The organism is Pseudogulbenkiania sp. MAI-1 (assembly GCF_000527175.1).
Classification (GTDB): domain Bacteria; phylum Pseudomonadota; class Gammaproteobacteria; order Burkholderiales; family Chromobacteriaceae; genus Pseudogulbenkiania.
In genome coordinates this window covers 3,868,009-3,892,628 of the sequence record NZ_AZUR01000001.1, presented here as the reverse complement: position 1 = coordinate 3,892,628, position 24,620 = coordinate 3,868,009, and the positions used below count along the sequence as shown (strand labels likewise).

Annotated in this window: 23 protein-coding genes; 15 read left to right on the top strand and 8 right to left on the bottom strand. The window is 64.6% G+C overall.

Going from position 1 to position 24,620, the window contains the following annotated elements; all coding sequences use genetic code 11:
* Positions 1-45 precede the first annotated feature (45 nt).
* From cysG to PSEMAI1_RS0118140, 15 genes are all read left to right on the top strand, one after another.
* The gene (gene cysG, locus PSEMAI1_RS0118210) at positions 46-1,455 is read left to right on the top strand and encodes a siroheme synthase CysG (RefSeq protein ID WP_024304247.1); all 1,410 of its coding nucleotides are present in this window, start codon (positions 46-48) and stop codon (positions 1,453-1,455) included.
* 56 nt (positions 1,456-1,511) lie between these two features.
* The gene (locus PSEMAI1_RS0118205) at positions 1,512-1,913 is read left to right on the top strand and encodes a PTS sugar transporter subunit IIA (RefSeq protein ID WP_024304246.1); all 402 of its coding nucleotides are present in this window, start codon (positions 1,512-1,514) and stop codon (positions 1,911-1,913) included.
* The gene (locus tag PSEMAI1_RS0118200) at positions 1,906-2,175 is read left to right on the top strand and encodes an HPr family phosphocarrier protein (protein ID WP_024304245.1); all 270 of its coding nucleotides are present in this window, start codon (positions 1,906-1,908) and stop codon (positions 2,173-2,175) included. The genes PSEMAI1_RS0118205 and PSEMAI1_RS0118200 overlap by 8 nt, the downstream gene beginning before the upstream one ends.
* 29 nt (positions 2,176-2,204) lie before the next feature.
* A complete protein-coding gene (ptsP, locus tag PSEMAI1_RS0118195; protein ID WP_024304244.1) occupies positions 2,205-3,947 on the top strand; it encodes a phosphoenolpyruvate--protein phosphotransferase in 1,743 nt (580 codons plus the stop codon).
* Positions 3,948-4,088: 141 nt separating this feature from the next.
* On the top strand, positions 4,089-5,174 hold the full coding sequence (rfaQ, locus tag PSEMAI1_RS0118190; protein ID WP_024304243.1) for a putative lipopolysaccharide heptosyltransferase III: 1,086 nt from the start codon (positions 4,089-4,091) through the stop codon (positions 5,172-5,174).
* A complete protein-coding gene (locus tag PSEMAI1_RS0118185) occupies positions 5,171-6,316 on the top strand; it encodes a glycosyltransferase family 4 protein (protein ID WP_024304242.1) in 1,146 nt (381 codons plus the stop codon). Before rfaQ ends, PSEMAI1_RS0118185 begins: the two co-directional genes overlap by 4 nt.
* Positions 6,317-6,347: 31 nt before the next feature.
* A complete protein-coding gene (gene msbA, locus PSEMAI1_RS0118180) occupies positions 6,348-8,108 on the top strand; it encodes a lipid A export permease/ATP-binding protein MsbA (protein ID WP_024304241.1) in 1,761 nt (586 codons plus the stop codon).
* On the top strand, positions 8,101-9,198 hold the full coding sequence (locus PSEMAI1_RS0118175) for a glycosyltransferase family 4 protein (RefSeq protein ID WP_024304240.1): 1,098 nt from the start codon (positions 8,101-8,103) through the stop codon (positions 9,196-9,198). Before msbA ends, PSEMAI1_RS0118175 begins: the two co-directional genes overlap by 8 nt.
* Entirely contained in the window at positions 9,195-10,016 is an 822-nt protein-coding gene (locus PSEMAI1_RS0118170; protein ID WP_024304239.1) for a polysaccharide deacetylase family protein, read from the top strand. The genes PSEMAI1_RS0118175 and PSEMAI1_RS0118170 overlap by 4 nt, the downstream gene beginning before the upstream one ends.
* A 2-nt stretch (positions 10,017-10,018) precedes the next feature.
* Positions 10,019-11,173: a glycosyltransferase family 9 protein gene (locus PSEMAI1_RS0118165; RefSeq protein ID WP_024304238.1), complete on the top strand. Its 1,155-nt coding sequence runs from the start codon at positions 10,019-10,021 to the stop codon at positions 11,171-11,173.
* Positions 11,170-12,375 carry a glycosyltransferase gene (locus PSEMAI1_RS0118160; RefSeq protein ID WP_024304237.1) on the top strand — a complete coding sequence of 402 codons (1,206 nt, stop codon included), beginning with the start codon at positions 11,170-11,172 and terminating at the stop codon, positions 12,373-12,375. Before PSEMAI1_RS0118165 ends, PSEMAI1_RS0118160 begins: the two co-directional genes overlap by 4 nt.
* A 1-nt stretch (position 12,376) precedes the next feature.
* The gene (locus PSEMAI1_RS0118155) at positions 12,377-13,510 is read left to right on the top strand and encodes a glycosyltransferase family 9 protein (RefSeq protein WP_024304236.1); all 1,134 of its coding nucleotides are present in this window, start codon (positions 12,377-12,379) and stop codon (positions 13,508-13,510) included.
* Between the two features lie 74 nt (positions 13,511-13,584).
* The gene (locus PSEMAI1_RS0118150) at positions 13,585-14,814 is read left to right on the top strand and encodes an O-antigen ligase (RefSeq protein WP_024304235.1); all 1,230 of its coding nucleotides are present in this window, start codon (positions 13,585-13,587) and stop codon (positions 14,812-14,814) included.
* Positions 14,811-15,854: a glycosyltransferase family 9 protein gene (locus PSEMAI1_RS0118145; RefSeq protein ID WP_024304234.1), complete on the top strand. Its 1,044-nt coding sequence runs from the start codon at positions 14,811-14,813 to the stop codon at positions 15,852-15,854. Before PSEMAI1_RS0118150 ends, PSEMAI1_RS0118145 begins: the two co-directional genes overlap by 4 nt.
* A gap of 239 nt (positions 15,855-16,093) precedes the next feature.
* The gene (locus tag PSEMAI1_RS0118140; protein WP_024304233.1) at positions 16,094-17,377 is read left to right on the top strand and encodes a nucleotide sugar dehydrogenase; all 1,284 of its coding nucleotides are present in this window, start codon (positions 16,094-16,096) and stop codon (positions 17,375-17,377) included.
* 102 nt (positions 17,378-17,479) lie between these two features.
* Here PSEMAI1_RS0118140 and PSEMAI1_RS0118135 read toward each other — a convergent pair whose 3' ends face one another.
* The 8 genes from PSEMAI1_RS0118135 to PSEMAI1_RS0118100 form a co-directional block, all read right to left on the bottom strand.
* Positions 17,480-17,818, bottom strand: coding sequence for a FimV family protein (locus tag PSEMAI1_RS0118135; protein ID WP_024304232.1), 339 nt, complete (start codon positions 17,816-17,818; stop codon positions 17,480-17,482).
* 141 nt (positions 17,819-17,959) lie between these two features.
* A complete protein-coding gene (aroB, locus tag PSEMAI1_RS0118130; protein WP_024304231.1) occupies positions 17,960-19,048 on the bottom strand; it encodes a 3-dehydroquinate synthase in 1,089 nt (362 codons plus the stop codon).
* Positions 19,045-19,599 carry a shikimate kinase AroK gene (aroK, locus tag PSEMAI1_RS0118125; RefSeq protein WP_198019641.1) on the bottom strand — a complete coding sequence of 185 codons (555 nt, stop codon included), beginning with the start codon at positions 19,597-19,599 and terminating at the stop codon, positions 19,045-19,047. Before aroK ends, aroB begins: the two co-directional genes overlap by 4 nt.
* 35 nt (positions 19,600-19,634) lie before the next feature.
* Positions 19,635-21,728: a type IV pilus secretin PilQ gene (gene pilQ / locus PSEMAI1_RS0118120; RefSeq protein ID WP_024304229.1), complete on the bottom strand. Its 2,094-nt coding sequence runs from the start codon at positions 21,726-21,728 to the stop codon at positions 19,635-19,637.
* The gene (locus PSEMAI1_RS0118115; RefSeq protein ID WP_024304228.1) at positions 21,728-22,243 is read right to left on the bottom strand and encodes a pilus assembly protein PilP; all 516 of its coding nucleotides are present in this window, start codon (positions 22,241-22,243) and stop codon (positions 21,728-21,730) included. Before PSEMAI1_RS0118115 ends, pilQ begins: the two co-directional genes overlap by 1 nt.
* Positions 22,240-22,878, bottom strand: a complete 639-nt coding sequence (locus PSEMAI1_RS0118110; RefSeq protein ID WP_024304227.1) for a type 4a pilus biogenesis protein PilO — start codon at positions 22,876-22,878, stop codon at positions 22,240-22,242. The genes PSEMAI1_RS0118115 and PSEMAI1_RS0118110 overlap by 4 nt, the downstream gene beginning before the upstream one ends.
* Positions 22,875-23,459 carry a PilN domain-containing protein gene (locus PSEMAI1_RS0118105; RefSeq protein WP_024304226.1) on the bottom strand — a complete coding sequence of 195 codons (585 nt, stop codon included), beginning with the start codon at positions 23,457-23,459 and terminating at the stop codon, positions 22,875-22,877. The genes PSEMAI1_RS0118110 and PSEMAI1_RS0118105 overlap by 4 nt, the downstream gene beginning before the upstream one ends.
* Complete coding sequence (locus tag PSEMAI1_RS0118100) at positions 23,459-24,535, bottom strand: pilus assembly protein PilM (RefSeq protein WP_232219947.1); 1,077 nt, start codon at positions 24,533-24,535, stop codon at positions 23,459-23,461. Before PSEMAI1_RS0118100 ends, PSEMAI1_RS0118105 begins: the two co-directional genes overlap by 1 nt.
* Between the last annotated feature and the right edge of the window lie 85 nt (positions 24,536-24,620).

Sequence of the window (24,620 nt, the reverse complement as noted above, 5' to 3'; positions counted from 1 at the left end):
TACAACAATTGCAGTATGCTTGGGGCATTGATGGGAGCCGCCTGAATGGATTACTTTCCGATCTTTATGAAATTGCGCGGCGAGCCCTGCTTGGTGGTGGGGGGCGGAGAGGTCGCCTTGCGCAAGGTGCGCCTGTTGCGCTCGGCAGGGGCCGACGTGACCGTGGTGGCGCCGGATCTGGTGGCCGAACTGCAGGCCATGGCCGGTGCGGGCGATGTCCGTCACGTGGCGGGCCGTTTCAGCGGCGAACAGCTGGCCGGCATGCGCCTGGTGGTGGCCGCCACCGACGACCGCCGCGTCAACCTGGCGGTGGCGGAAGCCGGCCGCGTGCAGGGCATCCCGGTCAACGTGGTGGACGACCCGGACATCTCGAGCTACATCACCCCGGCGATCGTCGACCGCTCGCCGCTGGTGATCGCGCTCTCCACCGGCGGCGGTGTGCCGGTGCTGGCGCGTTTGCTGCGCGCCCGGCTGGAAAGCCTGATCCCCGCTGGTTTCGGCCGGCTGGCCGGCTTCGCCGCACGCTTCCGCGACCGGGTCAAGGCGCGCTTTACCGACGTGGAGACCCGGCGCATCTTCTGGGAGTCGGTGCTGGAAGGCCCGCTGGCCGACGCGGTGATGCAGGGCAACGACGAGGCGGCCTGTGCCGAGATGGAAAAGCGGCTGGCCGCCGCCGAGGATCGTCCGACCGGCGCGGTCTACCTGGTGGGCGCCGGGCCGGGCAACCCCGACCTGCTGACCTTCCGCGCGCTGCGCCTGATGCAGCAGGCCGACGTGGTGCTGTACGACAAGCTGGTGGCGCCGGAATTGCTGGAACTGGTGCGGCGCGATGCCGAGCGCATCTACGTCGGCAAGGCGCGTGCCAACCACGCTTTGCCGCAGGAGGACATCAACCAGCTGATGGTGCGGCTGGCGCAAGCCGGGCGGCGCGTGGTGCGGCTCAAGGGCGGCGACCCGTTCACCTTCGGCCGCGGCGGCGAGGAGATCGAGACGCTGGCGGCGCACGGCATTCCGTTCGAGGTGGTGCCGGGCATCACCTCGGCCAGCGGCGCGGCGGCCTACGCCGGTATCCCGCTGACCCACCGCGATTACGCGCAGTCGGTGGTGTTCGTCACCGGCCACCGCAAGGACGACAGCATCGAACTGGATTGGCCGGCGCTGACCCGGCCCGAGCAGACCGTGGTGGTGTACATGGGCGTCGCCACCGCGCGCGAGCTGTGCGAGGCGTTCATCACCCACGGCAAGCCGGCCGGCACGCCGGCGGCGGTGGTCGAGTGGGCGACCACCGCGCGCCAGCGGACCGTCACCGGCACGCTGGCCAGCCTGCCGGACGTGATCGCCCGCCATGGCGTGCAATCGCCGGCGCTGATCATCATCGGCGAAGTGGTGAAGTTGGCCGAAACCCTCAGTTGGTACCGCCGTATCGAAAGCGAGCCTGTTATAATTGAAAATTGATTTTAAAAACAAGGACTCTCCGCATTGGATGGCGGTTGCGGGAAACTGGTATAGACATGGTTGGCATACTGATTATTTCTCATGGCGCGCTGGGGGACAGCCTGGCTGACTGTGCCCGGCACATTCTGGGACGCAACCCGGACAACCTGGCGACCATGGCGGTGGACAAGAACGACGATCCGGACCGCAAGCTGGCCGAGGCCCAGATGTTGATCCGGCAGCTCGACCAGGGCGAGGGCATGCTGGTGCTGACCGACATGTACGGCGGCACGCCGTCCAATATCGCCAGCCGCCTGGTCGACAGCGGCCGGGTCGAAGCCATCGCCGGCGTCAGCCTGCCGATGTTGGTGCGGGCACTGTGTTACAGCAGCCAGCCGCTGGATCTGGTGGTCAAGAAGGCCGTGACCGGGGGGCTGGAAGGCGTGATCAATATTATTGCCGGGGAGGCAAATGCTTAAATCAGAGGTTGAAATCATCAACAAGCTTGGCCTGCACGCGCGCGCTTCCAGCAAGTTCACCCAGACCTCCAGCCGTTTCAAGAGCGAGGTCTGGATTTCCCGCAACGGCCGGCGTGTCAACGGCAAGAGCATCATGGGGGTGATGATGCTGGCCGCCGCCAAGGGGTCGACCGTGCTGCTGGAGGTGTCGGGCGACGACGAGCAGGCCGCGCTGGCCGCGCTGGTGGAGTTGATCAACAACCGCTTTGACGAGGCAGAGTGATAACTGCCGGCTAACGGAGGGACGGGGACATGAGCATCATCATGCACGGCGTCGCCATCGGCGGTGGGGTGGCCATCGGGCGGGCCCACCTGATGTCCCGCAGCATGGACGACGTGACCCACTACGTGCTGGTGGCGGACGAGGTGCCGGCGGAAATCGCCCGCTTCGACGAGGCGATCAAGGCCACCCGCAAGGAACTGGAGATGCTGTGGGGCAGCATCCCGGAGAACGCTCCGGCGGAACTGGGTGCCTTCCTGTCGCTGCACATCATGCTGCTGGGCGACGTCTCGATCTCGCGCGAACCGCGCGACATCATCGCCACCCAGCGCTGCAACGCCGAATGGGCGCTCAAGCTGCAGTGCGACGCGTTGGTCGAGCAGTTCGAAGCGATCGAGGAAGAGTACCTACGCGAGCGCAAGCACGACGTGCTGCAGGTGGTCGAGCGGATCTTCAAGAACCTCAAGGGCGAGGCCTCGTCGCTGGCCGCGCCGCCCGAGGAATTCGACGACGACGTGATCCTGGTCGCGCACGACCTGTCGCCTGCCGACATGGTGTACTTCAAGGACTCCAGCTTCGCCGCCTTCGTCACCGACGTCGGCGGCACCACTTCGCATACCGCCATCCTCGGCCGCAGCCTCGACCTGCCGTCGGTGATCGCGCTGCACCACGCGCGCGAACTGATCCGCGAAGAGGAAATGATCGTCGTCGACGGCCAGAGCGGCGTCATCATCATCAATCCGGACGAGGTGGTGCTGAGCGAGTACCGCCGCCGCCAGCGCGCCTGGCGCGATGCCCGGCGCAAGCTGTCGTCGATCCGCAAGTCCAACGCCAAGACCCTGGACGGCACCCCGATCGACCTGTTGGCCAATATCGAGCTGCCGCAGGACGTGGAGGGCGTGCTGGCCGCCGGCGCGGTCGGCGTCGGCCTGTTCCGCAGCGAGTTCCTGTTCCTCGGCCGCGACACGCTGCCGTCCGAGGACGAGCAGTTCGAGGCCTACCGCAAGGTGGCCGAGAACATGAAGGGGCTGCCGGTCACCATCCGCACCATGGACCTCGGCGCCGACAAGAACCCGCGCTGGCTCAACCACGGCGTGGCCGACAACCCGGCGCTGGGGCTGACCGGCATCCGCCTGTGCTTGGCCGAGCCCTTGCTGTTCCGCGCCCAGTTGAGGGCGCTGCTGCGCGCCTCGATGTTCGGCAAGCTGCAGATCCTGTTCCCGATGGTCAACTCGCTGCACGAGCTGAAGCAGGCGTTGGCGCAGCTGGAATACGCACGCGAGGAACTGCGCGACGAGGGCATCGCCTACGCCGAGAACGTGTCGGTGGGCGTGATGATCGAAGTGCCGTCGGCGGCGCTGGTGGTGGGCAGCTTCCTCAAGCACGTGGACTTCCTGTCCATCGGCACCAACGACCTGATCCAGTACACGCTGGCGATCGACCGCAACGACGACTCGGTGAGCCACCTCTACGACCCGGTGCACCCGGCGGTGATCAAGCTGATCCTGCACACGCTGCGCACCGCAGGCAAGGCCGGCACGCCGGTCTCGGTGTGCGGCGAGATGGCGGGCGATCCGCGCTTGACGAGGCTGTTGCTGGGCATGGGGTTGCGCAAGTTCTCGATGCACCCGGCCAACCTGCTGTCGGTCAAGGACATCGTGCTCAAGACCCACCTCGACCAGATTGCGCCGCTGGTCGGACGCATGCTCCGAAGCGAAGACCCTGATAAGATTGCCGACCTGCTACAACAACTGAACGCCGAGCCGGCCATCTAGTCGTACCGCTCTGGCGGGGCCGCGTTTGCCGACGTGAGGGTTCCGCCCGGCTTCCATCTCTGTTCCGACGTCGCCGTGCCGGTTTTCGTGCAACGGCGGCGTCGGCGTATTTCAAGGGCCCGACTGCCGGCTGTTTTTCTTATGCTCAAGGACGCCATCGATCTTGCCGCCGTGAAGCGGGTGCTGGTCATCAAGCTGCGCCATCACGGCGACGTGCTGCTGACCTCGCCGGTGTTCTCGGTGCTGCAGCAACACGCCCCACACGCCGAACTCGACGCGCTGCTCTACCACGACACGCGCGACATGATCACGCAGCACCCCGCCGTCAGCCAGGTGTTCACCATCGACCGCCAGTGGAAGCGGCTTGGGGTCGTCGGCCAGCTCAAGGCCGAACTGGCGCTGCTCGCCCGCCTCAAGGCGCGGCGCTATGATCTCGTGGTGCATCTGACGGAGCACAAGCGCGGCGCTTGGCTGACGCGGCTGCTCAAGCCGCGTTGGGCGGTGGCGCGCAGCGGCGACTATGGCAAGTTCTTCGCCAGGAGTTTCACGCACCGTTACCCGGTGGTGGCCGGCAACCGCCGCCATACCGTCGAACTGCACCTGGATGCCCTGCGCCGGATCGGCATTCAGCCGGCGGCGGACCAACGCGCGCTGACGTTGGTGCCCGGCGCCAACGCCGAAGCGCTGGCCGCCGCCAAGCTGGCTGCACTGGGCTTGCAGCCAGGCGGTTACATCTTGATCCACCCGACCTCGCGCTGGTTGTTCAAGACCTGGCCGGTGGAGCATATGGCCGCGCTGATCGACGCGCTGACCGCACGCGGCGAGCAGGTGTTGCTGACCGCCGCGCCGGACCAGGCCGAACTGGCGATGCTCGAACAGATCCAGCAGCGGCTGGCACGGCCGGTGGCGAGCCTCGCCGGGCAGCTGACGCTGAAGGAGCTGGCAGCGGTGATCGGCCAGGCGCGCCTGTTCGTCGGCATGGATTCGGTGCCGATGCACATGGCGGCGGCCCTGCAGACCCCGACCGTGGCCTTGTTCGGCCCGTCCGGCGACATCGAGTGGGGACCATGGCGGGTGCCGCACCGCCTGCTCACCGAGCCGCTGCCGTGCCGTCCCTGTGGCCGTGACGGCTGTGGCGGCGGCAAGATCAGCGAGTGCCTGACGCTGATCGGCCCCGAGCGGGCATTGGCAGCGATCGACGAGCTGCTGGCGGAGGTGAGCGCATGACCCGGCTTGCCATTGTCCGTCAGAAGTACAACCCTGCCGGCGGTGCCGAGCGTTTCGTCAGCCGCGCTTTGTCCGCCTTGCAGGCCAACGGCGAGCTCGAAGTCAGCCTGATCGCGCGGCGTTGGGAGAAGCTCGACGGCGTTGCGGCGCTGACCGCCGACCCGTTCTACCTCGGCAACGTCTGGCGTGACTGGGGTTTCGCTCACGCCGCACGCCGCCTGTGGCAGCACGAGGGCTTCGAGCTGGTGCAGTCGCACGAGCGCATTCCCGGCTGCGACATCTACCGCGCTGGTGACGGCGTGCACGCCGCCTGGCTGCAGCACCGCCGCCGCGCCTTGTCCGGCTGGTCCGTCTGCGCGCTCACGCTCAACCCCTATCATCACTACGTCTGCGCCGCCGAGCGGCGCATGTTCCTCGACCCGCGTTTGAAGCTGGTGATCTGTAACGCCCAGCTGATCAAGCGCGAGATCCAGCAGCATTTCGGCCTGCCCGACGACAAGCTGGCGGTGATCTACAACGGCGTCGACACCGACGCCTTCCACCCGCGCCTGCGTGAGCAGCATCGCACCCGGCTGCGTGCCGAGCTCGCCATTCCTGCCGAGGCGCCGACGCTGCTCTACGTCGGCTCCGGTTTCGAGCGCAAGGGCGTGGAGCGCGCGCTGCGCGCCGTGGCGGCATTGGACGGGGTGCACCTGGTGGTGGTGGGCAAGGACAAGCACGCGGCACGCTACCAGCGCCTGGCCGGCGAACTGGGTATCGCCGGGCGGGTACGTTTTACCGGCGCCCAGGGGGACGTCAAACCCTACTATGGCCTGGCCGACGCCTTCATCCTGCCGACCTTGTACGATCCGTTCCCCAACGTCTGCGTCGAGGCGCTGGCCTGTGGATTGCCACTGTTCACCACCACCACTTGCGGTGCGGCCGAGCTGATCGAACCGGGACGCAACGGCTGGGTGCACGACGCGCTGGACCAGGCCGCATTGGTCGACGCGCTACGCGCTTGGCTGGCATGCCGGGCCACCTGGCCGGCATTGTCTGCCGCGGCGCGCGCCACCGCCGAGCCGCTGACGCTGAGCGCGATGGCCGGGCAATTGGTTAACGTCTATCAACGTTTCCTCCCCGACCCCCACATCGCGGTATAATCCGCTGTTTTTACTGGATACCTCGACCCGCATGGCGGATTCCAAAGAGATCGGCAGCCTCGCGCTGTACAAACGGCTGCTGCGTTACTTGCGCTCCTACTGGCGCGTGTTCCTCGCCTCCCTGCTGGCCATGGTGGTGGCTGCCGCCACCGAGCCGGCGTTCGCCCGGCTGATGAAGCCGCTGATCGACGGCGGCTTCGTCCAGAAGGACAGCGCCGCGATGATCTGGACGCCGCTCGCCATCGTCGGCTTGTTCATCGTGCGTGGGGTGACCAGCTACATCAACGAGTACGCCACCAGCTACTTGTCCGGCCACTTGGTGCAGCGCCTGCGCGAGGAAATGTTCGGCAAGCTGATGCAGCTGCCGGTGCGCTACTTCGACGACCACCCCTCCGGTCGGTTGCTGTCGCGCATCGCCTTCGACGTCAGCCAGGTCACCGAGGCCGGCTTCAACATCATCACCGTGGTGGTCAAGGACGGCATCACCGTGCTCGGTCTGTTGGGTCTGCTGTTGTATACCGACTGGCAACTGACGCTGATCTGTCTGGCGGTGCTGCCGCTGGTGACGCTGATCGTGCGTGTGGTTGGCAAGCGTCTGCGCGGGCTGTCGCGCCAGAACCAGCACAATATGGCGCAGCTGACCCAGGTGCTGGGCGAGACCATCGACTGTCAGCGCGTGGTCAAGATCTACGGTGGCCAGGTTTACGAGGCCGAGCGCTTCCAGCACGCCGCCGAGTCGATCCGCCACAACGCGGTCAAGCAGAGCTCGATGTCCTCGCTCAACACCGGCGTCACCCAGCTGGTGATCTCGATGGCGCTGGCGCTGATCCTCTATTTCGCCACGGTGCGCGCGCAGCACGGCGCCTTCACCGCCGGCGACTTCATGTCCTTCCTCACCGCGATGCTGATGCTGTTCGCCCCGGTCAAGCGCATCACCAGCATCAGCCAGTCGCTGCAGCGCGGCCTGGCGGCCGCCGAGAGCGTGTTCGGCTTCCTCGACGAGGCGCCGGAAGCTGACCACGGTACGAAAAGGTTGGCCGAAACCCGCGGCGCGCTGTCGTTCCGCCACGTCACCTTCCGCTATCCGCACGCCGAGCGCGACGCCATCGCCGACCTGAGCCTGGACGTGAAGCCGGGCGAGACGGTGGCGCTGGTGGGCAGTTCCGGCAGCGGCAAGACCACGCTGGTGAGCCTGATTCCGCGCTTTTACGACCCCGACGCCGGCAGCATCAGCCTGGACGGCGTGCCGCTCGCCGACATCGAACTGGCCAGCCTGCGCAGCCACATCGCCTTGGTGAGCCAGGACGTGGTGCTGTTCAACGACAGCGTGGCCGCCAACATCGCCTACGGCCGCATCGGTGAGGTCAGCCGCGAGGAGATCGTCGCCGCGGCACGCGCCGCCAACGCGCTCGACTTCATCGAAGCGATGCCGGAGGGCTTCGACACCCTGATCGGCGAGAACGGCGTGCGCCTGTCCGGCGGCCAGCGCCAGCGCCTGGCCATCGCCCGCGCGCTGCTGAAGAACGCGCCGATCCTGATCCTGGACGAGGCCACCAGCGCGCTCGATACCCAATCCGAGCGGCTGGTGCAGGCGGCGCTGGAGCGGCTGATGCAGAACCGCACCACCATCGTCATCGCCCACCGTCTCTCCACCATCGAGAATGCCGACCGCATCGTGGTGATGCACCAGGGGCGGGTAGCCGAAGTGGGCAACCACGAAGAATTGATCGCACACGACGGCCTCTACGCCAACCTGCATCGCATGCAGTTCAAGGAGCCGCAGCATGGCTGAGCGGCTGACGATATTGCACACCGAGTCCTCGCTCGGCTGGGGTGGCCAGGAACACCGCACCTTCAAGGAGATGGTCGGGCTTAGCAAGCTCGGCCAGCGCCTGCTCCTGGCTTGCCAGCCCGGCGCCAAGTTCGCCGTGCGGGCACGCGAAGCCGGCTTCGAGGTGTTCGAGGTGCGCATGCGCAACGGCGTCGATCTGGCCGCCGTCGCCAAGCTGGCCGCCTTGATGCGCCGCGAGCGGGTCGACGTGGTCAACACCCACAGTGGCCGCGACAGCATCCTGGGCGGCCTGGCGGGTCGGCTTGCCGGGCGGCTGGTGGTGCGTACGCGCCATCTGGCGCTGCCGATCACCTCGCGCTTTACCTACACCACGCTGCCGCACCACGTGGTCAGCGTCAGTGAGTCGGTGCGTCGCTATCTGGTGGGCGAGGGCGTGCCGGAACCGCGCATCGGCACCGTCTACACCGGCATCGATCCCGAGGTGATGACGCTGGACGGCGCCTCCACGCTGCGCGCCGAATTGGGGCTGCCGGACGAGGCGAAGCTGGTCGGCACGGTGGCCATCCTGCGCAAGAAGAAGGGCCACCACCGCATCGTCGAGGCCGCGCCGGCCATCCTTGCCGCCTGCCCCGACGTGCATTTCGTGTTTGCCGGCGACGGCCCGCAGATGGATAACCTGAAGGCTCAGATCGCTGCCGCCGGATTGGGCGAGCGCTTCCATCTCCTGGGCCTGCGCCGCGATATCGCCAACGTGCTGGCCGGCTGCGACCTGTTCCTGCTGCCGACCGAGCAGGAGGCGCTCGGCACCTCCTTCATCGAGGCGATGGCGATGGGCCTGCCGGTGATCGGCACCCGCGTCGACGGCGTACCGGAGGTGGTGCGTCACGACGACAACGGTCTGCTGATCGAGCCGGACGACGTAGCCAGCCTGGCGGCGGCAGTGATCCGCCTGCTCGGCGACGACGCACTGCGCGCCCGCATGGCCGGCCGCAGCCGCGAGCTGGTGTCGTCGGTGTTCCACGTCGACACCATGAACCGCGACATGCTGGCGCTGTACCGCCGTCTGCTGGCCGAACGGAGGGCACGATGAAGCCCGCCCGCGCCGTGCCGGTGCTGATGTACCACCACGTCAGCCCCAACAAGGGCCTGGTGACGGTGTCGCCGGCCACCTTCGAAGCGCAGATGCGCTGGCTGGCCGAACACGGCTGGACCACCCTGTCGGCCGACGATTTCGCCGGTTTTCTTGCCGGCCGTCCGGTCCCGGACAAGAGCGTGCTGGTTACCTTCGACGATGGCTACCTCGACAACTGGGTCTACGCCCATCCAGTGCTGGAGCGCTTCGGCCAGCGCGCCACGCTGTTCACCATTACCGGCTGGATCGGCGACGGTGCGGTACGCCCGCACGCTGCCAGCGGTCAGCCCCTGCCCGACACGCCCGACCACAAGGCCTGCAAGCGCGCGGTGGACGAGGGCCGGGCGGACGCCGTGATGATGCGCTGGAGCGAGATCGAGGCGGCCCGCGCCGCCGGCACCTTCGAATTCCACAGCCACACCCACAGCCATGCCCGCTGGGACAAGCTGTGCGCCAGCGCTGCCGAGAAGCGCGACCGGCTGGCCGAAGATCTCGCCGCCTCGCGCCGCACGCTGACCGCACGGCTGGGCGGCACCAGCGACCACCTGTGCTGGCCGCAGGGCTATTTCGACGACGATTATCTGGACGTGGCGCGGGCGGCCGGGTTTCGCCATCTGTACACCGTCGACAAGCATATCAATACCACGGCGACCGACCCGTGGCGGATAGGACGCATCGTCACCAAGGAGGCCGATGACGGCTGGTTTGCCCGCCGCATGGCCATTTACCGTCGGCCGTTGCTCGGTGGGCTCTACGTGCGTTTGCGTGGAAAGTAACGATGGGCACCCGCATCCGTGAAACCCTGCTCGAGCATGGCCTCGGGCTGATCCGGCGCTTCGACCGGCGTCGCCCCGATCCCGCCGAACTAGGGACGCCGGCCATCGCCCGCATCCTGGTCATCTCGTCCACGGCGATCGGCGACACGCTGCTGTCGACACCGGCCATCCGCAGCCTGCGCCGGGCGTATCCGGCGGCGCGCATCGTGCTGCTGGTCAACGCGCCCTATCAGGGCTTGTTCGCGAGCAATCCCGATATCGACGGCACCATCGCCTATCCCGGCGGTTACCGCCGTTTCTTCCGCCTGGCACGGGCGCTGCGCCGCGAGCGTTTCGATCTGGTCGCCATCCTGCACGGCAACGAGCCGCAGGCCACCCCGCTGGCCTATCTGAGCGGGGCGCGCTGGCGTTTCAAGTGGCCCAACAACAACCGTTTCCGCTTTTTGTTGAGCAATGCCGAGCCGGTCAAGGGCTGGGACGATTTCCCGCATGGCATCGATCAGCGCCTGGCGGTCGCGCATGCCGCCGGGGCGACGGGCAGCGACCGCCACATGGTGATGCCGGTGAGCGATGCCGCACGCCGGTCGGTGGACGATTTCCTGGCGCGCCAGCACGGCATCGCCCACGGCGTACCGGTAGTGGGCTTCCAGGTCGGCGCCTCGACCGCCAGCCGGCGCTGGCGGCCAGAGCGTTATGCCGAACTGGGACGGCAATTGTTGGCGGCCTATCCGGCACTGCAGATCGTGATTACCGGCTCGCCGCAGGAGCGCGGCCTGGCCGAGCAGGTGGCACAGGCCATCGGCGATGAGCGGGTGGCGGTGACGGCAGGCTCGGTCAAGCTGGCGGAGATGCCGGCACTGGCGCAGCGCTTTGCCTGGCTGGTGACGCCGGACACCGGCATCATGCATCTGGCACTGGCGGTCGGCACGCCGATCGTCGGTCTGTTCGCCGCCGCGCATTGGTCCCGCTCGGGGCCGAGCGCGGATCTGGAGTGCCACATCGTGATCCAGAAGTGGCGCACGTGCGACCCTTGCCTGGGCAAGCGCTGTCACTACGCCGCGCCACCCTGTATGGACAATATCACCGTGGGTGAAGTCTTCGACGCCTGCCTGCAGCAGGCTGCCAGAGCGGGACTGGTCCCCGAGAGCATCACATGACACCAAAACGCATTCTGCTGCTGGATACCGGCAAGGAGTGGGGCGGCGGCACCAACAGCATGTTCGAACTGCTCAAGCGCATCGACCGCCAGCGCTTCCACGTGACCTGCCTGTTCTATCACGACTACCCCAAGGGCAAGGACAGCAGCCTTGGCCGGGAGCTGGCCAAGATCGGCATCGAACTCAAACTGCTGCCGCAGCGACGTCAACCGCTGTGGGCGAAGCTCGCCAAGGAACTGGGCCGAGGGCTGCTGGCCTGGCACAGGCCGGCGCGCGAACGCTGGGTCGCCCGGGTCGAGCAGGCCTGGCGCATCCGTCCCAACGTCAACCGGCTGGTTCACGAACTGCGCCAGGGCGGTTACGACCTGCTCTACATGAACAATCAGCCGCGTTCGAATATCGAAGGCTACCTTGCCGCCGAGACTGCCGGTATCCCGGTAGTGCAGCACTGTCGTATCGAGCCGGTGATGGATGCGTCGACTTCCCGGCTCGTCAACCGGGTGGCGCGCAAGGTCATCGGTGTCTCCAATGGCGTGGTCGATGCCTTGCTGAAAGCGGGAGTCGAACCGGCCAAATGCCTGCCGGTATTCAACGGCATCGATCCCGATCAGCCGCTGCCGGATGGTCAGACGGTGCGCAGTCGGTATGGCATTGGCGAGCAGGAGGTGGTGTTCGGTGCGGTGGGATCGCTGATCGAGCGCAAGGGCATCCGTTATGTCCTGGAAGCCGCCAGCAAACTGAATGCGGCGGCGACTCCTTTCCGCATCTTGCTGGTGGGCGATGGTCCGCAGCGAGCCGAGTTGCAGGCACTGGCCGAGCAACTGGGTATCGCCGAGCGGGTGATCTTTACCGGCTTCCAGTCGGCTCCGCTGCCTTTCGTCGCAGCGATGGATGTCTGCCTGTTGGCATCGCAGAGCGAGGGGCTGCCCCGGGTCCTGCTCGAAGCCATGTTGCTGGCCAAGCCCGCCATCGCGTCCAACGTTGTTGGGTCGCGCGAGTTGGTGGACGATCAGCAAAGCGGGCTGCTCGTCCCCTACGCCGACAGCCAGGCCCTGTCTCTGGCCATGCAGCAACTGCTGAGCGAACCGCAACGCCGTCGTCAGTTGGGCGAGCAAGGGCGAGCGATCGTCACCCGGCAGTACACCATCCGCGCCTACGTGGATGGTGTCGAACGCGTGCTGGCCGCCGCCATGGAGCGCTAAGGTGTTCTTCCTGTTATTGACCTGGCTCGTCTCGCCCTTGCTGGCTATCCGTTTGCTGCTGGCCCGGAAGCGCGAGCCGGAGCGGATCCTGCTGATCCAGACCGCCAAGATCGGCGACATGCTATGCGCCACACCGATAATCCTGGCGCTGAAGGCTCGCTATCCGGAGGCGCATCTGACCGTACTGCATGCGCCCGTCACTCACACCCTGATTGCGGGCCTGCCCGAAGTGGATCAGTGCCTGCCAGTGCAGTCCCGCGACTGGAAAGGGCTGAGCGGCAAGTTCAGGCTCGCCCGGCTGTTGGCTGCGGGCAAGCATGACATGGCGATCGTCTTGTCGCCCAACTTACCGCTGCTGTTGGCGCTGTGCTGGGCAGGCATCCCACGGCGCCTGTCGTTGTTGCCTACCCGGCCAGGGCGCTCCTACCGCTGGGCCGCCCCCTTGCTGAGCGATCATGAGACGCATGGGGGTGGTGAACTGGTCCTGGATACGGTGCGCCGGCTGCTGAACCGACAAGGCATCGACCTCGGCTTCAGTAAGACCATGAGTGTGGCCGATAGCGGGGAGAAGGTGTGCCGGGGACTGGGGCTCGATCGGGAGGGCCAAGCTATCGGCATCGCCGTCTCCAGTGCCAATAAGCTCAAGGAACTGGGCGAAGAAAAATTACGCGACTTGCTCGGGGAACTGCTGGTCCGTTTCGAGGTTCCCGTCGTCTTGATCGGGGGGGGCGAGGATGGGGCTCAGGCCGCCAGGCTGTGTGCCTCTCTGAATGGGAATCCTCGTCTGATCGATGCCACCGGCCGGTTCCGGCTGGACGAACTGCCGGCCCTGATGCAGCGTCTGAGGGTGTTTGTCGGGGTGGATTCCGGCCTGACCTATCTTGCCGATACGTTCGATATTCCGATTGTTTCCATCGTCGGGCCGACCGATCCGCGCGAGCAACGCCCGCTGGGGAAGAACGTCCGCTTCGTCATCCAGCGGCCCGCTTGCTATCCCTGTGCCTTCGTATTCAAGGCGCCCTATGCCTGCCACACCGGAACACGGGAGTGCGTTCTGTCCGTTCGTGTAGAGGATATCGTCGAGCAGATCATGGACCTTGGCGTATTCCTGCCCCGTGAGACTCGAGATATTTGACGCCTCGGCGCCTTCCCAAGCTCTTGGTCCCATCGATATGATGGGCTGTTTATAACGGCATACTGAATTATTTCATGAATCTTTTGACGGTTTGGCTCAGCCTCTATTTTTTTGCCGCAGCGACCACGGCCCTGACTGCGGTCATGAATATCGCGTTCTGGTTGGCGGTGCTGACGTTTTTCTGGCTGCGTCTGAGCAAGCGCGAGTCGTGGGCCATCAGCCCAGGGCCGGTGCCGTATGCCATGCTGGCTCTGCTTGCGGTTTTCTTGTTGAGCTTGGCCGCCAATCCGGCATGGCTGTCGAATAACCTCCATGAATTCTGGAAAGACCATGCCCGGAATCTGCTGGTGTTCCTGGTGGCCTTGAGTTCGATCCGCAACATGCAAGCGTTGCGGCCACTATTGCTGGCGGCTGTCGCGGGATTCACCGTGCGGGCCTTGCTGCTGCTGGGCTTGTACTGGGGAGACTTCCAGGCTCTGCTGCCCTACCGCAAGGGGTTTGCGCTGGATGCGACCTTCCTCTTCACGATCACGGCATCTCTGTTCCTGTTCGACAGAGGATTGTCTCCTCGCATCCGCTGGGCATTGGGGGGAGCTCTATTGGTGCAAGCGATACCGCTGATGCTGCACGGCAGTCGCACACCCTTGCTGGCGATCGCTGCCGGCTTGGCTTTGGCTGCCGTACTTGGCCGTTATTGGCGCTTGCTGCTTGCCGGGCTATTGGCCGTGGTGATTGGCTTGGTCGGCATGACTCAGGCACGCCCGGACCTGCTTGCCCGCTATGCTAGCCCCTTTCAGGGTAATACTTACCAGCAGGATGGCTCGGTATTGGAGCGCCAAGGTATCTGGTTCGTGACTGCTTCTCTTATTCGTGAGCATCCGCTGTTGGGTTTCGGTCCCGGTTGGAGGAAGTTGGCACCGCTGGCTCGTAGCGAAGGCTATGTAGAGAAACTGGCGGCTTCCACCGATTCTCGTCTGGTACTGGGCCGTGCTTATTTCCGAGATAAGGGGTATGGCAGGGCTAATCCGCACAACCTCTATTTGCAGGTGGCATTTGAAACAGGGCTGCTCGGACTTTTGGTATATCTGGGTTTCCTGGCTGGTACGTTATGGTGTGCTATTCGTCTTTGGCGTACGCAGGGGGAGGACAATGTTTCCCTGTCGCTGGCGATGATCGCTTTGCTGGTGTGCTATCTGATCACAGGTTTTGCCAACGGGTTATGGGCGGGTTCTGCAGTACTATTATTGATGGCAGCCGTAACGGCCAACCAATGCCGTAGACGCGATGTAGATGGTGCTGAATGAAGATTCTCATCATCCGTCGTGACAATATCGGCGACCTGGTCTGCACGACGCCATTATTCGATGCGTTGCGAAAGCATTTTCCGGACGCGCGAATCTGTGCCCTGGTCAACAGCTACAACCAGGGTGTGTTGGATGGCCACCTTTCGATAGACGGCGTTTACGCTTATACGAAGCTCAAGCATCAAACGGCGGGGCAGTCGGTCCTGGAGGTACTGTTCTCCAAGCTGAAACTGTATTGGATGCTGCGCCGGGAACGGTTCGACTATGCCATCTGTGCCGGGTCGGGTTACTCCGCCAATGCCGTCAGGCTGGCCAAGGCGGCCAAGCCTAAGCACATCATCAGCTATGTCAACGAGGGGCAGGATTATGACCGGGCGGTCGACACGCCGGTCACCCGTCCGACCGCGCGGCGTTGGCACGAAGTCGAAGACGTAAACCGCTTACTGACCCCGCTGGGTGTGGATGAGGCTCCGGGACCACTCTCGCTCTACGTCTCTCCCCGTGAGGTACAGCCGGTAGCTCGGTTGCTGGGCACAGCAGGGCAACCGGTGCTGGCGGTCCATATCAGTGCGCGCGAGGCTTCTCGCGAGTGGCCTTCGGTACATTATGTACAGGTGATCCGACGCATGTGCGCGCAGGGGTGGCGGGTGCTGCTGCTATGGGCTCCGGGGGCGACGAATGACCCCCGCCATCCGGGGGACGATGCCAAAGCCGAATCCATCATGGCGGCAACCGCCGGACTGCCGGTCATCCCGTTCCGGACGACACGCCTGGAGCAGCTCATGGCGGCATTTTCCCTGTCGTCCATGGCGATATGTGCCGATGGCGGTGGACTGCATGTGGCGGCTGGAGTACAGATTCCGGTGGTCGGCTTGTTTGAACATCTGGCCAAGAAGTATGAACGCTGGTACCCCTGGGGCGTGCCTTCGCGTGTCCTGACTTCGGGAAGCGATACGGACTGGGAAGTCCGGCACATTTCCCCGGAGCAGGTGATTCAGGCCTGCTTGGAACTCTCTCCCTCACCCTTGTCGGCTCCCTGAAGGTCGCCGGGGGGAGGGGCTACTTATGTCCGGGCAGGCTTGGGCGTCATGGCCGGGGCGTTGCCGTTACCTTCTTAACCGACGAGGGTTCCCAGTCCATATCGCGTAGTGGGCCGGGTAATGGAGCGCGCGTGGCGCCACCGCAGCGCATATGGTGTTTCAGCCCATCTTGCAATCCAAAGGGGAGAGCGAGGTGAAGTGTATAATTGAGCAATTTTTCGTATTGAGAGAACAGAATCGTGCCGGATCGCAAAGTCTCTGTCGTTGGCCTGGGCTATGTGGGCCTTCCTGTCGCCGTTGCTTTCGGCCAGAAAAGCCGGGTGATCGGCTTCGACATCAACCAGCAACGCTTGGCGGAACTCCGGGATGGCCATGACCGTACGCTGGAAGTGGAAGACGCCGAACTGGCGGCGGCCGATATCGTCTACACCGACGATGTGGCGGTGCTGGCCGAGGCCGATTTCCACATCGTCGCGGTACCGACGCCGGTGGACGATGCGCACCAGCCGGACCTGACGCCGGTCGAAAAAGCCTCGGAAAGCGTTGCCAGGGCGTTGCGGCCGGGGGCCATCGTGGTCTACGAGTCCACCGTCTACCCGGGTGTCACCGAAGAAGTCTGCGTGCCGATCCTGGAGCGGGTGTCCGGCCTCAAGTGCGGGGTGGATTTCACCGTCGGCTACAGTCCGGAGCGGATCAATCCGGGCGACAAGGAACACACCTTCACCAAGATCAAGAAGGTCGTCTCCGGCCAGGATGCGGCGACGCTCGAGATCGTGGCGGACGTGTACGCCTCGGTGGTGACGGCCGGCGTGCACAAGGCGCCGACCATCAAGGTGGCCGAGGCCGCCAAGGTGATCGAGAACACCCAGCGTGACCTCAACATCGCCTTGATGAACGAACTGGCGGTACTGTTCGAGAAGATGGGCATCGACACGCTGGACGTGCTGGAAGCCGCCGGCACCAAGTGGAACTTCCTGCCGTTCCGTCCGGGGCTGGTGGGGGGGCACTGCATCGGAGTCGACCCGTACTATCTGACCTACAAGGCCGAGCAACTGGGTTACATCCCGCAGGTGATCCACGCCGGACGCCGCATCAACAACGGCATGGGGACCTTCATCGCCCAGCGTGCCATCAAGGAGATGATCCACGCCGGCATCAACATCCTCGGCAGTACCGTCACGGTGCTGGGCCTGACCTTCAAGGAAAACTGCCCGGATCTGCGCAACTCGCGCGTGATCGACGTGGTGACTGAGCTGCGCGAGTTCGGCATCCAGGTGCAGGTGGCGGATCCCCAGGCGGACGCCGCCGAGGCGCGCCATGAGTACGGCGTCGACCTGGTGCCGATGGCGCAGCTGGCCCCGGCGGATGCGGTGATCGTTGCCGTGGCCCACCACGAGTTTGCTGCGCTGTCGACCGCCGACTGGCTGCGCCAGTGCCGCGGCGTGCCGGTCATCATCGACGTGAAGGGGAAGCTCGACAAGGCCGCGCTGGTGGAGGCCGGGGCGCGTTACTGGCGGCTGTAATGAAGGCGGGGCCCCCAGGGTCCTTGTTGTCGCCCAAAACGACAAAAGCCTGTCGGATGCGACAGGCTTTTGTCATTGGTTCAGAGTGCAGCCCGGCGGGTTTCAGGCATTGAACAAGGGATTGGCCGGGTCCAGGTCGCGCCCATTCTGCTGAATGGTTTTCCAGACCGGCTGGCCATGCAGGCGGGCATGCACGTCGCGCGCGAGAAGGGAATAGGCCTTGGCGTTGCGGTTGGTGGAATAGGCCCGCAACAGGGCGACCTTGGCCGCCATATTGTCCGGCTCCTCGTCCAGCACATCCTTGAGCACCCTGACCGCCTCGCCGGTCTTGCCGTAGGCCAGGAACACCTCGGCTTCGGCTACCGGATCGATCCCCCGCGCTTTCGGCGGCTTGTAGGTGGCGGCCTTCCATGCCCTTCGCAGCAGGGAAAAAACCACCATGATGGCCAAGCTTGCGGTCAATCCTCCCAGAACGTCCATTGTTTTTCCCCTTGTACTCTTTGAAAGGTGTCGGAGGATTATCAAGTGAAGTCGAGGGGCCGATCAATCCGTAGAAATTCGTAGTGCCCTGCCGCGCGCCGGTTAAGCGGTAATGTGCCCCCCGGTCAGCACCCGTTGCAGGATCTCGGGGCCGACATCGCTGCTGATGACCGCTTGGCCCAGTTGCTTCAGCAGCACGAAGCGCAGCTTGCCCTGTTCGACTTTCTTGTCGTGCCCCATGTGCCTCAGCCATTCGGCCGGCCCAAGGTTCGGGGCCTTGACCGGCAGGCCGGCGCGCTCGATGAGCCGGACGACGCGTTCCACGTCGGCCTCGCTCAGCCATCCCAGTTCGTGCGAGGTAGCGGCGGCCAGCACCATGCCGGCGGCTACGGCCTCGCCATGCAGCCATTCGCCATAGCCGAGGCCCGCCTCGATGGCATGGCCGAAGGTGTGACCCAGGTTCAGGAGGGCGCGGACGCCGCTTTCCTTTTCGTCCTGCCCGACGATGTCCGCCTTCATTTCGCAGCAACGCTTCACGGCGTACTGCAGCGAATCGGGGTCGCGGGCGCGCAACTGCTCGATGTGGCTCTCCAGCCAGCCCAGGAACGCGGCATCGCCGAGCAGGCCATACTTGATGACTTCGGCCAGGCCGGCGGACAACTCGCGATCCGGCAGCGTATCCAGCAGCGCCATGTCGGCGATGACGGCGCGCGGCTGGTAGAAGGCCCCGATCATGTTCTTGCCGAGCGGGTGGTTGATCGCCGTCTTGCCGCCGACCGACGAGTCGACTTGGGCGAGCAGGGTGGTCGGAATCTGGATGAAGGGCGCTCCGCGCTGGTAGCAGGCGGCGGCAAAGCCGGTCATGTCGCCGATCACCCCGCCTCCCAGGGCGATCAGGGTGGTCTTGCGCTCGCAATTGCCGGCCAGCAGGGCGTCGAAGATCAGGTTGAGCGTGTCCCAGGTCTTGTAGGATTCCCCGTCGGGCAGGACGATGCTGCGGCAGGCGACACCGGCGCTGCGCAGGGCCTGTTCCAGCAGCTCGAGGTAGAGCGGAGCGATGGTGGTGTTGGTGACGATCGCCACGCTGGGAATGGGCAGATGGGGCTTGAGCAGATCGACCTGGGCCAGCAGGTGGCGGCCGATGTGAATGGGGTAGTGGGCGTCGGGCAGCGTCAGGTCTAGGGTGATCATGGTCTGGAGTCTTGGCGGCGCTGGCGCTCGAGCAGTTGCGCTTCGAGCTGGTTCACCAGCAGATTGACGTTTTGCTGGGTGGTGTCGACGATCAGGTCGGCCACCTCGGTGTAGAGCGGATCGCGTTCCTTGAGCAGGCTTTCCAGCTTGGCCCGGGGGTCGGCGGTCTGCAGCAGGGGACGGTTGCGGTCGTGCTGGGTGCGGGCCAGCAGATCGTCGATATTGGCGCGCAGGTAAATCACCACGCCATGCTTCTTCAGCAACTGGCGGTTTTCCGGGCGCAGGATGGCGCCGCCGCCGGTGGCCAGGATGATGTTGTCGCGCCGTACCAGTTCGGCAATGGCGCAACTTTCCCGGTCGCGAAAGCGCTGCTCGCCTTCGATCTCGAAGATGGTGGCGACCTTGACCCCCGTCTTGGTCTCGATTTCGTGATCGGAGTCGTAAAAGGTCTTGCCGGTCTTGCGCGCCAGCGCCCTGCCTACCGTCGTCTTGCCGGCTCCCATCAGCCCGACAAGAAAAAAATTGCCTGCCAGTGTATCCATGGCAGGCATTGTAGCGGAACCGCGCGGGGTCTGTCTGCGCCGGTTTATTGACCGCCGGGGTTCAGATTGTCCACGACGCGGGGGGTGAGGAAGACCAGCAGTTCGGTGCGGTCGTCCTGCTTGGACCGGCTGCGGAACAGGGCTCCCAACAGCGGGATGTCACCCAGCAGCGGCACCTTGGTGACGCCGTCGCTTTGGTCCTGGGTATAGATGCCGCCGATCACCACCGTGCCGCCGTTCTCGACCAACACCTGGGTATTGACCTTCTTGGTCTTGAGCGAAGGCACGCCGCCCGACAGGTTGGCGAAGTCGGCGCTGTCCTTGTTGATCTGGATGTCCATCAGGATAGTGTTGTCCGGGGTGATCTGGGGTTTCACCTTCAGGCTCAACACGGCCTTCTTGAACGAGGTCGAGGTGGCGCCGCTGGAAGACGCTTCCTGGTAGGGAATTTCCTGGCCCTGCTCGATGGTGGCCTCGGAGCGGTCTGACGTCAGCACGCGCGGGCTGGCGATGATCTTGCCCTTGCTCTCGGTCTGCAAGGCTTGCAGTTCCAGGCCGATGAGGTTGCTGGCCCCCGCCCGGTAGAGTGCCCCGATGGTGCCCGCCGGCGTGCCGGTTATGGGGACATTGACCCCTGGCTGCACCACATAAGGTTTACCAGCAGCCCTGCCAGCATTGTCGATGACATTGGAGAGCGAACCGCCCAGGCTGAGGCGGCCGACCCGGTCATACGACAGCTTGACGCCCAACTCCCGGCTGAAGTTGTCGCTGGCCTCGACGATGCGCGCCTCGATCAGCACCTGCTTGACCGCCGTGTCGGTCTTCTCGATCAGATCGCGAATCTTGTCGATCACCGTCGAGGTATCGTTGATGATCAGGGTGTTGGTTTTCGGGTCGATCAGGGCGCTGCCGCGCTCCGAGAGCAGGGTATTGCGCCGGCCGCTGCCAGTGCCCCCCTTGCTGTCTTCTTCCAGGATTTTCTTGAAGTCCTCGGCGCTGCGGTAGCGCAGCACGAAGGTTTCCGAGCGCAGCGGCTCCAGCGTCGTCAGCTGGTTCTTGGCCTCGAAAGCCTGTTTGTCCCGCGCCATCAGTTCTTCGCGCGGAGCGATGCGGATGATGTTGCCGGTGCGGCGTTTGTCCAGCCCCTTGCTGTCGAGGATCAGGTCGAGCGCCTGATCCCACGGCACGTCTTTCAGGCGCAGCGTGATCTTGCCGCTGACCGAGTCGCTGGTGACGATGTTGAGGCCGGTGAATTCGGCGATGACCTGCAGCACGGTGCGGATTTCGATGTCCTGGAAATTGAGCGACAGCTTGTCACCCTTGTAAACCGGTTTTTCCAGTTCGTTTTGGGCTTTTTGATCCGCGCTCAGCTTCTTGACCTCGACCACCAGCTTGCGGTCGGTCTGGTACGACGAGTAATCCCAGTCGCCTTGCGGCTGGATCACGATGCGACTGTTCTTGCCCTGGTTCATGGCGTCGATCTTGCCAACCGGCGTGCCGAAGTCGGTGACGTCGAGTTTGCGGTCCTGCCCAGGCGGCAGATTGCTGCCCAGGATGTCCACCACGATATTCTTGCCCTGCCGTTTGATGTCCACCGGGACATCGTTGGACGGCAGGTTGATTTCGACCCGGCCCGACCCGCTGCTGCCGCGCCGGAAATCCAGTGCAAGGGGGATGCGGGAGGTGGCGACGGCCATCGTGGAGGGGCTGGCGGGCGTGGTGTCGAGCGGGGCGGCGGCCCGTTGCTCGGCCTGCAGGTTGCTGTTCAGGCTGATCAGCAGGGTATTGTTGCTGACGCGGGTGGAATAGGAGGCGTTCTTACTCAGGTTCAGCACGACGCGGGAGCGGCCATTGCTGGAGACGGCGACGGCGGAGCGTACCAAGGGGTTGCCCAGTTCGGTGAAGGTGCTGGAGAGCTTCACGTCGGTGTCGGCAAAGTCCAGCGCGATTCTGGGCGGGTTGGAGATGGCGAAACTGTTGGGCTTGGGTACCGGGCCATCGAATGTCAGCTGAAGAATCTGTTCGTCCCCGTCGGTCTTGCTGACGTTGATCCCCGTAATGGCCACGCCGGCATGGACCAGCGTGAAAGAGAGCGCCAGCCCGATGCCGGATAGCAGTTTGATGGCGTGCTTGTTCATTATTTCTGCCCTTGTTCTACGAGGTACATGGTCGTCGTGCGCTGTACCCATTCGCCGTTCAGGTCTTCCACCGTTTCGGCCAACTCGATTTCGGTTTCGGTGATGCGTTTGATCAGCCCGAAATTGGGACCCATGAAGTTACCGGGCTGCACCCGGTAGATGCTGCCCTCCGGGGAACGGATCAGTCCGTAGGTCACGCCGCCGCGTTTGAGGATGCCGACCATCTTCAGCTTGTCCAGATCGTAGTTTTCCAGCGTCTCGCGCGGGCGGTCGAAATCCGGGGCGTTGGCGCTGTTCTGCCGTTTGGCGGTCAACAGCTTTTGCGGGTCGAACGGGTCGCGCAGATCGAAGGCCTGGTACACGAAGGGCTGGTACGGCTGGGCCATGGGGATGGGGTCGATCTGGCCGGCCAGGCCCTTGCCCGCTTCGTTCATCCAGCGGTCCAGGTCATCGGTGGCGCCGCTGCCGCAGCCGGTCAGGAGCAGCAGCAGGCCCAAGAAGCCGGATTTGCTCATTTCTTGGCCTCTTTCTGGTTGATGGCGGCGATGCGCTCTTCGGGCTCCAGCGAGCGGTAGGTCTTGGCCGTGGCTTCCATGCTCAGGCGTGGGCTGGCCGTCGGGTTGGCCCGGGCGTCCAGCGGCGAGAGCTTGATGTCGCCCAGTGTGACGATCCGGGAGAGCTGGCCGACGTCGCTGACGAAGGAGGCCAGTTCCTTGTAGTTGCCGCTGAGGCGGATGCTGATGGGCAGTTCGGCCATTTCCGCCGACTTGATTTCACCACCGGGGCGGAACAGTTCGAACTGCAGGCCGCGGCCGATGCCGGCCTGGTTGATCTCGGTCAGCAGCGATTCCATTTCGGATTTGCTGGGCAACTGCTTGAGCAGGGCGCCGAACGAGCGCTGGATCTCGGCCAGTTGCTGCTCCAGTGCCTCGAGGTTGATGGCCTGGCGCTTTTTGTCGAGATAGGTCTGCTTGAGCTGCTCTTCCTGGCGCTGGGCGCTGTCGAGTTCGTCGAGCTGGTCGCCCAGCACCAGGTAATAGCCGAGGAAGACGATCAGGCCGATCAGGAACACCAGGGCGCCGGCCTGGGCCGGCAGCGGCCAGTTCGGCATGTCTTTTGGGTCGAGGTTGCGCAATTCGTCGAGCGTCATGGCCGGGCTCCATTTTTGTCCGTGGCGGGGGCGGCTTGCTCCGGCCCCTTCATGCCCAGCCGCAGGGTAAACTCGCTGACGCGCTGGTTGTTGACGATGGCGGCCTTGACCTCGACCAGGGCGGGGGCGTTGAACGTGGTGGATTGCGCCAGGGTGCGCATGTAGTTGGATACGCGTGCGCCGGACAAGGCGTAACCGGCCACATCGAAGCTGCGGCCGTTCTGCTTGAAGTCGCGCAAGTAGACGCCGTCCGGGGTCTGTCGTACCAGCTGGTCGAAGATGTGGGTGGCCTCGTTGCGGCCTTGCTGCAATTGTTCGACCAGCTGTTTGCGGGCCAGCAGGTCGTCGCGCTCTTTCTTGAGCCCCTCGATCTTCTTGATCTGGCCGTCCAATTTGGCGATCGCGTCCTGCAGGTACTGATTGCGATGCTGCTGATGGCCGATGCGGCTGTCCAGCACCAGGTAGCTCGAGGCGACGATGAGCCCGGCGGTGACGATGGCGCCGACCAGCAGGATCTGGAAGCGGTGGCGGTGAGCTTCCTTGCTCTGTTCGCGGTGCGGGAGCAGGTTGATGCGTATCATCAGTCGAACCTCCTCAGGGCCAAGCCGCAGGCGACCAGCAGCGAAGGCGCGTCGAGCAGCAGTTCCTTCAGACGGATCGAGGAGGACTGCACCATGGTGGTGAAGGGGTTGGCGATCATGGTGCTGATCTGGGTGCGTGCGGCCACGGTGTCGTCCAGCCCGGTCAGCATGCTGCAGCCGCCGGCCAGCAGGATGTAGTCGACCCGTAGGTACTGCGAGACGCTGACCGTGGTGTAGAAGAATTGCAGGGCGCGCTGGATTTCCTGCGCCAGCGCGTCGACGAAGGGGTGCAGCAGTTCCGACTCGTAGCCGTCCGGCAGCGTCATGGCGCGTTTGCCGGCTTCGGCCTCGTCGAAGGAGATGCCGTAGCGGCGCTGGATGTCGCGGGTCAACTGCTGACCGCCGAAGGCCTGTTCGCGGAAGTAGATCTGCTGGCCGTTGCGCAGTACGCTGCAGTGCAGCTTGCTGCTGCCGATATCGAACAGGGCGAAGGTCTGGTTGTGGCCTTGTTCCGGCAGGTGCTGCTGGATCTGTTCGAAGGCCGTCAGCATGGCGAAGGACTCGACGTCGACGATCTTGACCTTGAGCCCGGCCATTTCCGCCGCCGCCACCCGTTCCTCGACCTTTTCCTTGCGGGCGGCGCACAGCAGGACTTCCAGGTCGTCGACGCTGGCGGGCGAGGGCCCGAGGATCTGGTAATCGAGGTTGACCTCTTCCAGCGGGAAGGGAATGATCTGGTTGGCCTCGGTTTCGGCCAGTTCTTCAAGATCGCCCGCCTGGCTGGCCGGCACCAGGATTTTCTTGTAGATCGCCATGGTGGTGGGAATGGCGACGGCGACGTTGCGGCTCGGACTGCCCAGGCGCTGCCAGGCGCGGCGGATCGCCTCGGCCACGCCTTCGATATTGTTGATGTTTCCCTCGGTGATCGCTTCCTTGGGCAGCGGCTCGATGGCGTAACGGTCGATCTGCAGGCTGTTGCCGGAGCGGGAGAGAGCGACCAGCTTGATGGCGCTGCTGCTGATGTCGAGACCCAGCAGCGGAACATTGCCGGATTTCCCCAATCCAATTTGGCTCAACCATGTGGCGCCGAATCCAAGTTTGTCGGATAGCATCGGTGAGGGCCCCAAGTTAAGAAGTCGCGACCCGCCTGGGCGGCGTCGT

Bases quoted from the DNA above. Each gene is read 5' to 3' on its own strand.
- PSEMAI1_RS0118205 (WP_024304246.1), top strand. From the start codon at position 1,512: ATGGTTGGCATACTGATTATTTCTCATGGCGCGCTGGGGGACAGCCTG.
- PSEMAI1_RS0118135 (WP_024304232.1), bottom strand. From the start codon at position 17,818: ATGGTGGTTTTTTCCCTGCTGCGAAGGGCATGGAAGGCCGCCACCTAC.
- aroK (WP_198019641.1), bottom strand. From the start codon at position 19,599: ATGCCTGCCATGGATACACTGGCAGGCAATTTTTTTCTTGTCGGGCTG.
- PSEMAI1_RS0118160 (WP_024304237.1), top strand. From the start codon at position 11,170: ATGACACCAAAACGCATTCTGCTGCTGGATACCGGCAAGGAGTGGGGC.
- PSEMAI1_RS0118200 (WP_024304245.1), top strand. From the start codon at position 1,906: ATGCTTAAATCAGAGGTTGAAATCATCAACAAGCTTGGCCTGCACGCG.
- PSEMAI1_RS0118145 (WP_024304234.1), top strand. From the start codon at position 14,811: ATGAAGATTCTCATCATCCGTCGTGACAATATCGGCGACCTGGTCTGC.
- rfaQ (WP_024304243.1), top strand. From the start codon at position 4,089: ATGCTCAAGGACGCCATCGATCTTGCCGCCGTGAAGCGGGTGCTGGTC.
- PSEMAI1_RS0118110 (WP_024304227.1), bottom strand. From the start codon at position 22,878: ATGACGCTCGACGAATTGCGCAACCTCGACCCAAAAGACATGCCGAAC.
- PSEMAI1_RS0118170 (WP_024304239.1), top strand. From the start codon at position 9,195: ATGAAGCCCGCCCGCGCCGTGCCGGTGCTGATGTACCACCACGTCAGC.
- PSEMAI1_RS0118165 (WP_024304238.1), top strand. From the start codon at position 10,019: ATGGGCACCCGCATCCGTGAAACCCTGCTCGAGCATGGCCTCGGGCTG.
- PSEMAI1_RS0118185 (WP_024304242.1), top strand. From the start codon at position 5,171: ATGACCCGGCTTGCCATTGTCCGTCAGAAGTACAACCCTGCCGGCGGT.
- msbA (WP_024304241.1), top strand. From the start codon at position 6,348: ATGGCGGATTCCAAAGAGATCGGCAGCCTCGCGCTGTACAAACGGCTG.
- PSEMAI1_RS0118105 (WP_024304226.1), bottom strand. From the start codon at position 23,459: ATGATACGCATCAACCTGCTCCCGCACCGCGAACAGAGCAAGGAAGCT.
- cysG (WP_024304247.1), top strand. From the start codon at position 46: ATGGATTACTTTCCGATCTTTATGAAATTGCGCGGCGAGCCCTGCTTG.
- ptsP (WP_024304244.1), top strand. From the start codon at position 2,205: ATGAGCATCATCATGCACGGCGTCGCCATCGGCGGTGGGGTGGCCATC.
- PSEMAI1_RS0118175 (WP_024304240.1), top strand. From the start codon at position 8,101: ATGGCTGAGCGGCTGACGATATTGCACACCGAGTCCTCGCTCGGCTGG.
- pilQ (WP_024304229.1), bottom strand. From the start codon at position 21,728: ATGAACAAGCACGCCATCAAACTGCTATCCGGCATCGGGCTGGCGCTC.
- PSEMAI1_RS0118115 (WP_024304228.1), bottom strand. From the start codon at position 22,243: ATGAGCAAATCCGGCTTCTTGGGCCTGCTGCTGCTCCTGACCGGCTGC.
- PSEMAI1_RS0118150 (WP_024304235.1), top strand. From the start codon at position 13,585: ATGAATCTTTTGACGGTTTGGCTCAGCCTCTATTTTTTTGCCGCAGCG.
- aroB (WP_024304231.1), bottom strand. From the start codon at position 19,048: ATGATCACCCTAGACCTGACGCTGCCCGACGCCCACTACCCCATTCAC.